Below are 14,339 nucleotides of genomic sequence, written 5' to 3'. Positions count from 1 at the left end.
TACCCGTTCCTCCTCATAACAAAAGCATAAGCGCCTTGCCCAGCGCTTGTCGGGGCTAGGCGCTGAAGCTAGATGCAACAATAATAAAAGCCTCCACGTACCCGTGAAAGCATCATCCTCCTCAGATTTTATCACTCTTACAGATAGCTATGCAACCGCTTTGAGTTTCTGCTATACTAATACAATTGAAAGCGATGGAATTGAGGGTTCAACTATGAAGGATGCATACCTTGGCGTACACGTATCGCCACTTACATATGAAGGAATTGTGAAGGCTATAAAACTGAGAATGATTCGCGGGGATAAGTCGACAATTATCGCAGTCAATCCGGAAAAAGTGATGGCTGCGCAAAAAAATCCCGAAGTGAAAGAGCTTATTAACGGCTCCACATTTCAAATAGCGGACGGGGTAGGTATACTACTCGCATCCAAGCTGAAAAATGGGAATATCAAAACACGTGTAACGGGTGTCGACATGATGGCACGCCTGTTAAAATTCGCGGCAGAAGAAAGCCATCCGATCTACTTATACGGCGCAAAGAGAGAAGTTGTCGAACAAGCTGCAGAAAACATTACAAAAGATAATCCCGGAATTGTGATTGCAGGAACGACTGACGGCTATGAACAAGACGAAAACGCACTCATCGAACGCATAAACGACAGTGCTGCCAAAATCATTTTTGTCGCACTTGGCAGCCCGAAACAAGAATTATGGATTAAACGCAACATGGACAAGCTTTCAAACGTCTTAGTATTCCAGGGAGTCGGAGGCAGTTTTGACGTGTTTTCCGGAACAGTCAAACGGGCACCAGCTTTCTTCAGGAAAACAGGTACCGAATGGCTTTACAGGCTCATGAGCGACCCGAAACGCATTAAACGTCAGCTCAACTTACCACGCTTTTTAATAAAATTACTATTTAATAGAAGAAACTAAGTGAAATGTAAAAGGAGCATATAAATGAAAAAATCAATTTGCGTAGTTGGACTGGGCTACATCGGTCTACCAACAGCTGTCATGTTTTCGAATCACGGACACATCGTACATGGTGTCGACATCAACGAAAGTGTAGTCGAACACATCAGTAATAAAAAACTTCATATAGAAGAGAACGGCCTGCAAGAACGGTTAGACAAAGCAATCGATTCGAACGCTTTTACAGTGTCGACAGAACCTGTAAAAGCGGACGTCTTCATTATTGCTGTACCTTCACCTATTAAGGAAGACAAAACGGCAAATCTTGAATACATCCGTAGCGCAGCCAAAGCAATCACGCCGTTCGTCGAAGAAGGAAATCTTGTCATTCTCGAATCGACAGTGCCACCTCGGACTGTACAAGATGTCATCATTCCTGAACTTGTTCAATCAGGACTCGAAATCGGAACTGAAATTTTTGTCTCACATTCACCAGAACGGGTTATTCCCGGTCGTGCTTTCGAAGAACTTGTTTCGAATGATCGGATTATCGGAGGTGTGAATGTAGCATCAGCGCGCATGACATCTGAATTATATCGGTCATTTGTCAAAGGGCAAATGCATGAAACAGACGACACCACAGCAGAACTTGTCAAAGTGATGGAAAACACCTATCGCGATGTCAATATTGCTCTCGCAAATGAGCTGGCAAAAATTTCAGCCAACATTGGTGTTGACGTATGGGAAGCAATACGGCTTGCCAATTACCATCCGCGTGTCAATATTCACCAACCGGGTCCAGGTGTCGGCGGACACTGTATCGCAGTCGACCCATGGTTCCTAGTTGAATTAAACCCGGAACTTGCACAAATCATACACTTATCACGCCGGACGAATGATGGTATGCCAGAATACACGGCGCAATTGACGGCGGATATACTAAAAGAAAAAGGCGTAGAACAACCAAAAGTAGCTGCACTTGGCCTTGCATTCAAAGGGAATATTGATGATATGCGGGAAAGTCCTTCCGTCGATGTCGTTAAACAAATGCTGAACAAAGAGCTGAATGTCGTCGCATACGATCCACATATCAAGACAAACAACATGGACGCGCAAACGCAAAATATAGATGAAGCATTAGATGGCGCTTCAGCAATTGTCATTTTAACGAACCACGAGGAGTTCAAAACAATGGATCCGAACCAAGCAGCGAAGCATATGGCCTGCAAAGTCGTCATCGATACGAAAAACTGCATCGATCGACGTAAGTGGGAAGAGGCAGGATTTGATGTCCATGTCCTCGGAGATTCTAAAAACTAACATAGAAAACCTAAACGAAAGAGGAACTAGTCCCCATGGAATTTAAACAACATAAAATAATGCTTGCACTCGTTGCGTTCATTATTATCCAACCAATCATTGATATCTTGACGACTGCTTCAATTTTATTCATAGATATTCCGTTAACAATCGGTGTCATCATCCGTCTAGCCTATTTAGCAGTCATGGCTGGATGGATTGTCTATGCCGCTACAAAAAGTAAACGTGCAAAACTCTATTTACTCTACTTAATCGGATTTGCAGGACTCGTTATTGTTAACTTTGTAACAAGTATGACTGTGAAAGAACCGTTTTTCGTCGTTGAAGAATTGACATTTTATACAAAAGTCGTTTATTTCCACGTACTGTTTTTCGGTTTCCTTCTATTAATAGAGGCACTAGCGAAAAATGGAACCGATACTAAGAAACAGCTCGTTAACTATTTCCTTATTGCATCGGGCATAATCAGTGCCGTATTCATCATTGCGCAATTGACTGGAACTAGTCTAGCGAACTATGCAAGGTCGAAAGAGGGATGGACAGGGTGGTTTTACGCGGGCAATGAAATCGGTGCAACAATGGCCATATTATTGCCTATCACCGCCCTATACGCAGTAAACAAAATGACTGCTCCGAAAAAGTTCATTTACTGGTTGCCGTTCATTTTGCTCTCGATATCGATGCTTGCGCTCGGAACAAAAGTGGGATACGGAGGAATTATCATTGTTCTCCTTTCCGTTTTGATTGGCAGTTTAATCATGCTTCTTATGAAGAACAAGGATACCAACAAACAAGTGGTAAAAGCGAATGTACTTGTTTCTATCATCCTACTCATTGCACTAAGTTTCACGACACCATTCACCCCAGTGTTTGGTAACATGTTCGCCCATTTAAACATACTAGGCATTTCAATGGGGGACAAACCCGTTGAACTTGATGAATTTGGGGAAGAAATTGAGATTGATGAAGAAGAAGAGGAAGACCCATTCATAACGGGTAAACAGTTTGAAAATCTAGTGTTTAGCAGTCGAGAACAATACGCAGCGGATTATACAAGACAATTTGCAGAAGCACCGATTAGCCAGAAATTATTCGGTATGGGCTTCGCAGGTAACTATGACTACCCTCAACAGCACAAACCGCTTAAAATGATTGAAATGGATTTTCACGACTGGTTTTACTCTTTCGGTATCATCGGTTTCCTATACATGATGGCACCGATTCTGTACTTCGCTCTAAAATACGTCTGGCAGTTCATCACCAACTTCAAAACTAGATTCACATACTTTGGAATCTTGACCGGAGTCGCATTCCTAATCGGAATAGGCATTAGCTATACGGCAGGGCATGTACTGACAGCACCATCCGTATCAATCTATCTCGCATTTCTTTTTGCGGTCCTGGTTTTCCAGGCACGAATTAGTACAGATACGATAACCAAATGACAAATTGAAAAAGCCCGCATCTCAAGTGTTTAATAACATACGAGATTCGGGCTTTTTTAGATGACAGGAATCTAATTGACCCAAATATATCGGTAGTAGATTCAAGATAATACGATAATATAACAATGCGTAATCTTACTAATTATTTAGAAGGATGTAAAAAAGAAAGTGCTTACGAATGTGTTAATTCGTAACTAGTAGATTTGTTTTAGTGAGACAAATTGAACGAAATCTATATAAATCCAATGTTCATGTAGAGTGGCTTGCTGATATAAAAGTTCAATATTTTATCTCTCTATGATTTTATTAAAGTAAGTATTTAGAAATTAATTCAGTTTCTGCTTGATAAATATAGACTAAGATGTATAATAGAATGAGAGTTTAGGTACTATGACATTCTTGGTAATCTATGAAATGTTTAGTAACATTTCATAGCCTAACGAATGAACTGATGGTATACTAAGACGGAAGAACATCGCTGATACTTATCAGCCCAAAACAGATACACCTAAAACAGGGAGGAATACTACACATGGCTTTACAATCAAATTCTTACAAAAAATTCGTCACAACAGCTGCAACAGCAGCACTAGTAGCATCTGCACTTGTTCCAGCGGCATCAGCATCTGTAACAACAGCAGCATTCACAGACGTACCAGCATCATACACTAAAGCAGTATCATTTCTTGTTGAAAATAACTTTGCACTAGGTCTTTCTGATACACAATTCGGGATCTCTGCACAAATCACTCGCGGAGACGCTGCAGTCATCATTGCTTCAGCGGCTGGCAAAATGGACGAAAAAGCTGCAGCATCTGGTTTCACTGACGTTCCAAAACGTGGCGCTATCGCAGTTAACTCATTAAAAGCTGCTGGCGTTATCAACGGTACATCAGCTACTAAATTTGGTTGGGATCAGCCTATCAAACGTGGAGACGCGGCTATCATGTTCGCTAAAGCTTTCGGTTTGACTGAAGGTTCTGCTACAGACGTGAAATTCACTGACGTACCTGCTCGTTACAAAGAAGCGGTTGCTGCATTATTAGCACATGACGTTACTAACGGTATTAACGCTACTCAATTTGGAACTGACAACAACATCAAACGTGGCGATTTCGCTAAATTTGTTCATGCTTTGGAAGACCAAATCATCATTGGCGTTGCAGTTCAATCAGTAACAGCTACTAACGGATCTGTAGTTGCAACATTCAACACGGCTCCTGAAGTTGCTCCAGTTGCTGCTGATTTCATACTTACTCGTTCTATCAATGGTGGAGCTACTGAAACTGTAACATCATTAAACGTTACTTACAGCGAAGCTACTAAAGCTGTAACATTCACAGTTCCTGAAGTTGCTCAAACGAGTGCTGCTCAAACTGTAACTTATACAGTTAAATACAAAGATGATGCAGCTAAATCAGCTTCATTCACAGTAGCTGCAGCAGCAATCCCTGCTATTCAAGCGGTGGCTAGCGCAGACACTCAAACAGTTACTTTAGTATTCAACCGTAAAGTAGATATTACATCTGCAGAAGTTGAAGCAAACTATAGCTATGATGCTGACGTTTCAAGCACTTCAAACACTCCAGTATTCCCTATTTCAGCAGTAGTTAATAAATCTACAGTTGGACCATATGCTGGAAACCAAATTGTTACTCTTACATTTGCTGCTGGATCTATCGTTGCTGATGACGATGTATCTCTAACTATCTCAAATGTTAAAGCTGACGGCGGAGCTGCTATTCCAACAACTACAGTAGAACTTACTCCAGTTGCTAACTTGGGGTCTACTCCATCTATCGTAACGGAATTGAAAAACGGAGCTCAAACTGGCAAAGTTATCAACGCTAACGCTGGTAACCAAGTTACTTTGAATGCTGCAGTTGCAAGCGGAGTAGAAGTATCTTCTGTACGCTACCGTTTACTAAAAACAGACAACACTTACACTAGCTGGACTAGCGTTCCTGCTGAAGATGGTTTGTTCGATGAAACTACCGAAACAGCAGTTGCAACTATCAATACAACTGGTTTCACTGGCGGAAGCTACAAAATTCAAGCTGAAGTTGTTGACGTAGCGGGACGTGTTGCTACTTCATCTGACTCAACTTTGAATATTGTTGCTACTGATATCACTGCACCAACTGCAACAATCACTTCTAACGCTTACAAATCTGCAACTAGCCGTGTAACGGTTGAAGGTACAGCTACTGATGCTCAAAGCAACGTAACAAATGTTCAATACCGTGTTCAAACTTATAACGCTGCTACAAACGCGTTCACAACTTCAACTGATTGGACTAATGCAACTTCTGCTGATGGAACATTCAATGAAGGATCTGAAGGATTCTCTTTCAACTCTCCACAGTTGAAAAACTCAACTTCTTACAGAATCCAAGTGCGTTCAATAGACTCAGCTGGTAACACTTCAACTCCAGCAACTGTTGGAACACCAACTGGCATAACTACTGTCGGAACTGAAGCATTCTTCACTACTCCTGCTAACTCTGGCGACACTACTGCTCCAGGGGCAACTGTTTCTACTGTAACAGTAGGTGGAATAGCTCATGTTAATGACGCTGCTACTAACAAAAGAGAAGTTCGCATGACTGGTACAGCTACAGATGATTCTGACGTTAGTGCGGTTCAAGTGGCTGCCTACCGCGATGCTGATGGAAACGGAAGCTACGAAACTGAAGTTCAAGCTTACACTTCTACTGGCGTAACTGCTGTAGACGGAGGTTTCAACTCTACTTCAGAAAACTATGTTATTAACTATAGCCTGCCAACTACAAACGGAGACTACCGTATCCTTGTACGTTCAGTAGATGCTGCTGGAAACAACAGTGCTCCTGTCGCACATGACATTACTCTTGATACTGTATTACCAACTGTATCAGTAGCACCAAACACTGATACTACTGCTGTAAATAGTGACTACGTCTTCACTTACAGCGAAGATGTTGTTGATTCAGGTGCATTCTTAGCTGCAGACGGGGTAACTTCAGCAAATGCATTTGACGCTGATAACTACACTGTTCAGCAAAATGGGCAAGTTGTAACTACAAATACTGTTACTAGCATTACTCAAGTTGCTGCAAGACAATTCGTTGTTACTTTCTCTTCTGCTCCAACTACAGCTCAGACACTTAACGTGACTACTGTACGAGACGCTGCCGGTAACGCGATTGCACCAACTAGCTACAAAGTATCTCAATAATAAGAATTACTCTTATTTTTTAAAAGAAAAAAAGCCTAAAAAGTTATTTATTGCTTTTTAGGCTTTTTTTTGAATTCTAAGGCACCCACTAGCGTTGCATAGCTGTAAAAATACTTACAAATGATAGTGGTAGACTTTCAAAGTGTTTGAAAAATGCAAAAAGGGAGCTCCACCTGTAAAATAATAACTGACGACTAAACCAGTTTTTATCACACAGAAAGGAGACTCCCTATGGGAAGCATAGACCAAAACTTAGTCTTTCGTCAATATTTATCATTGCTGCCAGTTACTAAATTGGCGTGTCCATTGATTAACTACGACGAAAAAAAGTTAACGGATCTTGCCTTGGTAAAAGCATTTATAGTTGGCACATTAAGCAAGTGGGATAGCCATCGTGAAATCAGTGAAGTGTCAGGTGCATGTGCACGTTACTACTCAGTAAATTCACTACAATTGCATAAAAAAAGAAAGCTCAGCCATATTCACTTTGGTTGAGCTTTCTTTTTGTATTTATAAAATTCTGTGAATTGTCATGATTGCGTCTTGCACAGGTACCCAAACAATTTATATAAACAGACTCACTTAAACGTAAGTTTGATCGTTATAGGCTCTTGTTGTAAAACAACGGCTATCAAAAGACAAAATAGCATTACGCCACTAAGGACGTAAAGGGAATTGACTAATTCTCACAGCTCGGACTTCTCAAAGGCAGTTATCTGAATTGTGGTAGAATCTGGTACCCGAACCCGGTGGCCGAAACCGAAAGATACATTACAGTTTAACGCAAAGAAATCAATAACCTTACATTCTTTACAGTTCTACTATTTCGGTTTAGTAAACTCTACTTAGGCAATAATAGAATTGTAGGCGATATGATTACTTACTAGTTGATAAACATCAACAAAAATAGAATTGCCTAAAATAGGGAGGAATATGACAAATGGCTTTACAACCAAAATCTTATAAAAAATTCGTAGTTACAGCTGCAGCAGCTTCACTTGTTGCATCTGCACTCGTTCCAGTCGCATCAGCTTTTGTAACAACAGCATCTTTCACGGATGCTACAGGAAACTATAAAGCTCCAGTGGAATACCTAGTGTCTAATAATCTTACAAGCGGTTTGACTCAAACATCATTCGGCGTACAAAAAACAATTAAGCGTGGAGACGCGGCAATCATTCTCGCTAAAGCGCTCGGACTACAAGACGAAAAGGCTCCTGCAAGTGGATTCTCTGACGTTCCCGCACGTGCAGCTCTTGCGATCAATTCTTTGAAAGCAGCTGGCGTCATTAACGGTAAAACAACAACGAAATTCGGCTTCGAAGATAATTTGACACGTGGCGAAGTTGCGCTTATTTTAGCGAATGCTAAAGCCTACGACCTTAAAGGTGATACATCTAAATTGAAGTTCACTGATGTTGGTGCACGTTACGAATCTGCAGTAGCAGGCATGGTGGAAGCTGGAATCACTTCTGGTAAAACAGCAACTAGTTTCGGTACAAGCGCTGATATTAAGCGTGGAGAGTTTGCTGTATTCGTATATAAAGCAGAAACTCTTGAAGCAGGTACACCTGAAGTCAAATCGGTAACGGCGATGAACCATAAAGAACTAAAAGTCACTGGTTCAGGATTAGACCGTGTAAAAGCTGAAAACTTCAACTTAGAAGGTAATAAGGTTGTTTCTTACAAAGTAAGTGAAGACAAACTGTCTGCAACATTGACATTTGAAAAAACTTTTGAACCAGAAAAAGAATTAAAAGTGAAATATACAGAGAAAGTTGAAGGTGAGAAAGATAAAGTAACTGAATTTGCTTTCGCTTACTCGTTAGATGTAGCCTCAATTTCAGCTTCAGATGTTCGTCTTGATGAAGAGAAAGATAAACAGTACCTTTCATTTATGATTAACAACGAAAGTGTTTCAGCTAATGTTGAAACATTAAAGCAAGCTGGATATACTGTTGAGTTTCAAGCAACTTCTGACGTATTAGTTGACGCTTCAACAGGGGAAATTGATGAAGCAAAAATTGCTACTGGTAATAAATTTACTTATAAAGTTGTAATCACTAAAGGTGATAAGAAAGTTGAATCTGAACTTAAAGAAGTAAAAGTTCTTGATTTTGCAGCATATGTATCAACAATTGGAGAAACGAAAGTAAGCCAAGGTAACGTTGCTGTGAAGAGTGGTAAAGTTTCTGTTCAAGATGGTGCAACTACTTTAGATGTAGGTAAAGTAACATCTCTAAGTGGTGCCACTATTGCAAATCCAACTTTAACTTACAAATCATCTAATCCTTCGGTAGCTACTATTGATGGAAGTGGAGAAATTACGCCAATAAGTCCGGGTTCAGTAGTTTTTACAGTAACTTCAGATGATGCAAAAGTTGAAGTGCCATTAACTGTTACAAGTGGTGCTCGTGTTGCTACGACTGTAGATCTAAGTTCTACTTCAGTTAAACTTTACAATGGAAACAGCGATACAGTTGCATCTACTGTAGTTGACCAATATGGTGACGAGTTTGAAGGCACTGTTAATGTAGTATCTAAAAATACAGATATCACTAACGCATCAGACCAAGCTATAAAGGTAGTCGACGGAAAAGCGGAATTTGAAGTTACACCAGTTGCTGCTGCTAAAGGAAATACAACTTTAGAAATTAAAAATGCAGATAGCACGAAAGTTTTAAACACAGTTACAGTATCAATCTCTGACGATGCTAGGGTAGCTAGCAGAAAACTTGAAATAGCTAACTCTGGAAATGACTTAAACCTAGATGTGGTATTTGCTTCTGATGATAACAAAGTAAATCTTCTTTGGAACACATACAATAAAGATGGTTTCAAAATTGGTTCTGAAGACATAAGTGGTGGAGCTTACGCTGTATCTTCTTCTAATGCTGCTGTTGCAGAAGCGGTAGTGGATGCTGATACTAAAACAATTGCGGTTACTGGTAAAAAAGCGGGTACTACAAATATCCTTATTAAAGAAGGAACTGTAACAAGAGCTTCAGTAACAATCACTGTTTCAAATTCTACTCCAACTATCAAAACAGTACAATTTGAAGAGGTTAAAGATATTACAACAGCTGCAGCGTTATCAGATTTAGTTGTATTAAAGCCATCTAATATTACATTAAGCGATAGTACATTAAAAGCTCAACTAGATAAAAATGGCGATATCTTTGTAGACCTTAATAAAGATGAAATTAAAGATGCTGAAGAAGTATTAGGTACTTTAGCTGTTAAATATTCAGGAACTGCATCTGATTTTACAACAGCACCTTCTATCTCCTCAGGTATGGTTGAAGGGACGGTAGCTAATAACGCAGAAGGAACATTAGTAGCTTATGTAACTGGAACTGGTGAAGTAGTTCCTCTAGCAACTTCAACTATCAATGTGAAAACTAACTAATTTTTAAACACTAAAGCCCTGTTGTTTTGGGTACCAGGTTCTAATATAACTCAGACAATTCATTACCGATGATACGGGATAGGTTGTTGAATGGGAAACAGTCCTTTGATCCTCTATGGGTCAATGGACTGTTTCTTTTGCCTTAGATTCTTTACCTCTATTATTGTAGCTTATACTCGCCACATTATAAGATAAAACGTTAGCATCCAAAACTAGACCTGTTGAATTCATAGAAAAAACTACCAATTGTCGTAGCTAAATTGGATTAATTTCGGTATAATGGTAATTATAATCCATAAAAGAGGAGAGGGTATTAGGTGAAAAATCGTTGGATGTGGCGATGGATTGGATGCATAGTTGTCGCAACAGTTATGTCACTCAGTATACAGGCGAAAGCTTTATCGCAGTCATTTAAGGACGTTCCTCCAAACCACCGTTTTTGGGAAGTAATTCAGAGCATGCAAGAGAGAGGACTGATTAATGGCTATCTGGATGGCACGTTCAGGCCAAATGAAAAAGTTTCACGTAAACATGTTGCCCAGTTATTGGACAAAGAATTACAATTGGAAGTGAAGAAGGACACAAATATCCGTTACAAGGATGTGCCTACGAGCCATCCCAACTACGATGCAATTTTAAGAGTTTCCCAAGCGGGTATCTTTAGCGGTGATCACAATGGAAACTTCAATCCTGACGCTCCGCTCACACGAATACAGATGGCTAAGGTGCTAGATGTAGCATTTGACTTGAATATTGAATCCTTCACAGTAATTCCGGACATATGGTATTACTATTGGGGCTTTATGCATGTTCAGGCTTTGTATTCAAACGGGATCACAGTTGGAGATCAGGGGTATTTTAAACCAAACGATTCCGTGACACGTGCTCAGTATGCAGCGTTTATGTATCGTGCGTTAAAAGTACCTAAGGCTCCGGAAGTTGATTCCAATACACCCTTGAGAAAAGAAGAAATACTGAATTTAGTCTACAGGTTACCAGTTACAATCGAAACTACGATTAACAGTTTTAAACATCAGGGATCTCAATTCAGCATGGTTCGCACAGAACTATTGAAAAATGCCACTCAGCAGTTTATAGATTCTGATTTAAAAAATTATTATGCTAGTATGTGTACAAACTGTGATATGGGTCTTTTTCCAACTTTAATGGTTGAAACAAATTATCGTTTCGAAATTCTTGAAAACACATCAAATCTAGTCCGAATTCGTACGATTTCCTTTGATGCTCCGCTTGCGGCTGCCGGTTATTTGGAGTATACGTTTGAAAAGCAATCGGGCAAATGGAAACTGTCAGGATACGACTGGAATCATGTAGGGGCGGGAAGCTTTGAACTTTCAAAAGAGGAATCACTCCAAATCGTAAAAAATGAGTACGAACGCTATGAATCGTCTCCTGTACGCGTGAAGTTGCTCAATTCTAAGTACGAGAATGTATTTGATATATACACGGACAAGAATTATCGTCGGCTTGTGTATCGGATGCAGGTGGATAGTGGAAAAAGTAGTTTCAATATCATTTTCTATCCACATAGCGGACTTATCATTCAAGAGTAAACAGAAAGTTGACTCTATTTTACGGACAATAAATAACAGAATAAGAGAAGGGGAAATGAGCTCAATAATGGCTCATTTCCTCTTTTTTAAATTTAAGGCATGCATTCAATTTGACGAATTAACGTTTCTAGGCGAATTGCGGCTGGGATAATACCAATTAAAGGTGGTTTGGACGTAAAGTTACCATGATCTATTCATTAGGATTATAGTACAATTAGGAGTGATTATTTTATTAGTTTAAAAGAATTATATAACGATTAATTGGGGGATATATTAAATGTCTTTAAAATCACATCTTTTTTGTAAACTACTTGTTCCAGCAGTATTGGCGGTACTTGTTTCATCAGCTGTAGTACCGGAAGTTTCCGCGAATGGTGAAACATCCGCTTTCACAGATGTTTCAAAGATTTACTCAGAATCTGTAAATTACCTGGTCAATAACAACCTTTCACTAGGGATTACTGAAACGAAATTCGGAATTGATAACCAAATCAAACGTGGTGATGCTGCCGTCATTTTGGCAAACGCATTAGGAATGGTAAATGCTGATGCTCCTAAGGCGGGTTTCACTGATGTCCCACTACGTGCTACTGGTGCAATTAATGCGTTAAAAGATGCGGGTATCATTTCTGGGAAAAGTGCAACAAAGTTCGGATTCAATGATTTACTTAAACGTGGGGAAATTGCTTTGATGCTAACGAATGCCTCTGCATATGACCTTAAGGGAAATACGGAAAATATTAAGTTTACTGACGTTAATTTACGATACCAGGAAGCAATAGCTGGTTTGGTTGATAACCAAGTTACAAGTGGTAAGTCTGCGACAAGTTTTGGAACGAACGACAATATCAAACGTGGAGAATATGCCATTTTCGTTTATAGAGCTGAACTGATTAAGAATGAAAGGTCGTCTGATAAGGTAGCGCCTGAACTTAATACTATTGGAGAAACGGAAGTTACTATTAGTTTTGATGAAGAATACGTACTTCCTAATGTTACTGCAACAGACGATAAAGACGAATTCGTAGCAGTTACACATGTAATTATGCTTGAAAATGAGAAACAAACTAAAGTGGATACCTCTGTGCCAGGAGTTTACACAATTACTTTCAGCGCTAAAGACAAAGCTGGCAATAAGGCTGAAGATCTCATTATTAAAGTGACTGTTGAAAAAGAGGACACATTGACACCTGCTATTGAAGCGGCGGAATTAGCAATATCCGAACTACCTTCTATTGATGTTATAAAAATGTCTGATTCAGATGATATTCAAAAAGCGCGGCTACTAGTAACCAAAGTTCTTGAAATAGATAGTAAAGCTGAAGTAAATGGTTTGCCCGAGCTTATTGCTGCAGAAAAACAGATTAAGATATTGATAGCACAAGAAAAACTTATAAAGGCCATTGAAAACGCAGAAAATGCAATAGCAGCAATACCTGAGCCAAGTCAGGTGACGCTTGAAAATGAAATGGATGTGACGAAAGCTAGAGATTTTGTGAGCGCAGTTCATACGTTAGATGCTCAAGCAATTATCGTCGGTATTGAAAAGTTGGAAGAAGCTGAAGTGGTAATAGTTGAACTTAAAAAAGAGAGAGAAATTAAAGCGGCGATTACAACAGCAGAAGATGCAATAGAAGCATTACCTGCTATTGAAAACTTAACAAACAATGATGTTCGAGCAGTGAAGACGGTCAGAGAATATGTTAATGCGGCCTATACTCTGAATGCTCAAGCGATTATAAGTGGACTAGACGTTTTGGAAGCTGCAGAAGCTAAAATGATAGAAATATACAAACCTGAAATATTTCTAAACACATATGCATCAATTACAATTAATAATCGAATTGATGCGTTAAGTACTTCTTTTCAAAACCTTAGTTCTGATGTATTAACTGTGAAGAACGTGGAGATTTTTAGTGGGACTGCATCTAGAGGTTCATATAATAAGGAACAATTAGAATCTAGTGGAATCAATACAATAATACATTCATACGAGCGATTTCAAATTTCTGTTACTTTTGGGATTGGCATATGGAAAACAGATAATAACTATGTTAAGTATACAATCAATGATGGAAATAAAGATTATGAGTATATATCACAAGTGAAATAAGTGAATTGAAATTCGCGTCCCAGGGATTAAAACAATATTTTTAGGGTAAATTGGAGTTCCCAGTGTTCTACGAAATGCTGTCGTAGGTTTTGTACGGGTATTTTATCGACACCGTGACCATTAAAGAATAAACAAAAGTTACTGGAAGACTGTAAGACGGCTAATAGATTCCAACACAATTCATGTCTATCATTTCCAATGACGCAAATTAGTATGAATGGAGAAGTAGCTCTTTGATCCTTAACTGTGGATCAAGGGGCTATTTCTATTTCCTCCTATTCCTTTCATTTTTTAATTTCGACAAAAACACAATCAATCACAACAAGATTTTATTTAACATTCCTGTTA

The 14,339-nt window shown here is 39.3% G+C and carries 8 protein-coding genes; all 8 read left to right on the top strand.

Going from position 1 to position 14,339, the window contains the following annotated elements; genetic code table 11:
- Positions 1-214 precede the first annotated feature (214 nt).
- Positions 215-934: a WecB/TagA/CpsF family glycosyltransferase gene (locus tag AC1TO6_RS07970; RefSeq protein WP_482101075.1), complete on the top strand. Its 720-nt coding sequence runs from the start codon at positions 215-217 to the stop codon at positions 932-934.
- Positions 935-958: 24 nt separating this feature from the next.
- Complete coding sequence (locus tag AC1TO6_RS07965; protein WP_482101074.1) at positions 959-2,233, top strand: nucleotide sugar dehydrogenase; 1,275 nt, start codon at positions 959-961, stop codon at positions 2,231-2,233.
- Between the two features lie 35 nt (positions 2,234-2,268).
- Positions 2,269-3,678: an O-antigen ligase family protein gene (locus AC1TO6_RS07960; RefSeq protein ID WP_482101073.1), complete on the top strand. Its 1,410-nt coding sequence runs from the start codon at positions 2,269-2,271 to the stop codon at positions 3,676-3,678.
- Between the two features lie 532 nt (positions 3,679-4,210).
- Complete coding sequence (locus tag AC1TO6_RS07955) at positions 4,211-6,895, top strand: S-layer homology domain-containing protein (RefSeq protein ID WP_482101072.1); 2,685 nt, start codon at positions 4,211-4,213, stop codon at positions 6,893-6,895.
- Positions 6,896-7,126: 231 nt separating this feature from the next.
- Positions 7,127-7,390: a hypothetical protein gene (locus tag AC1TO6_RS07950; RefSeq protein WP_482101071.1), complete on the top strand. Its 264-nt coding sequence runs from the start codon at positions 7,127-7,129 to the stop codon at positions 7,388-7,390.
- A gap of 445 nt (positions 7,391-7,835) precedes the next feature.
- Complete coding sequence (locus tag AC1TO6_RS07945) at positions 7,836-10,304, top strand: Ig-like domain-containing protein (protein WP_482101070.1); 2,469 nt, start codon at positions 7,836-7,838, stop codon at positions 10,302-10,304.
- Between the two features lie 317 nt (positions 10,305-10,621).
- Positions 10,622-11,878, top strand: coding sequence for an S-layer homology domain-containing protein (locus tag AC1TO6_RS07940; protein WP_482101069.1), 1,257 nt, complete (start codon positions 10,622-10,624; stop codon positions 11,876-11,878).
- Between the two features lie 277 nt (positions 11,879-12,155).
- Positions 12,156-13,991, top strand: coding sequence for an S-layer homology domain-containing protein (locus tag AC1TO6_RS07935; protein WP_482101068.1), 1,836 nt, complete (start codon positions 12,156-12,158; stop codon positions 13,989-13,991).
- Positions 13,992-14,339: the final 348 nt, after the last annotated feature.

The organism is Sporosarcina sp. Y352 (genome assembly GCF_056786535.1).
This window is presented reverse-complemented; position numbering and strand designations above follow the sequence as displayed.

Bases quoted from the DNA above. Each gene is read 5' to 3' on its own strand.
- AC1TO6_RS07970 (WP_482101075.1), top strand. From the start codon at position 215: ATGAAGGATGCATACCTTGGCGTACACGTATCGCCACTTACATATGAA.
- AC1TO6_RS07965 (WP_482101074.1), top strand. From the start codon at position 959: ATGAAAAAATCAATTTGCGTAGTTGGACTGGGCTACATCGGTCTACCA.
- AC1TO6_RS07960 (WP_482101073.1), top strand. From the start codon at position 2,269: ATGGAATTTAAACAACATAAAATAATGCTTGCACTCGTTGCGTTCATT.
- AC1TO6_RS07955 (WP_482101072.1), top strand. From the start codon at position 4,211: ATGGCTTTACAATCAAATTCTTACAAAAAATTCGTCACAACAGCTGCA.
- AC1TO6_RS07950 (WP_482101071.1), top strand. From the start codon at position 7,127: ATGGGAAGCATAGACCAAAACTTAGTCTTTCGTCAATATTTATCATTG.
- AC1TO6_RS07945 (WP_482101070.1), top strand. From the start codon at position 7,836: ATGGCTTTACAACCAAAATCTTATAAAAAATTCGTAGTTACAGCTGCA.
- AC1TO6_RS07935 (WP_482101068.1), top strand. From the start codon at position 12,156: ATGTCTTTAAAATCACATCTTTTTTGTAAACTACTTGTTCCAGCAGTA.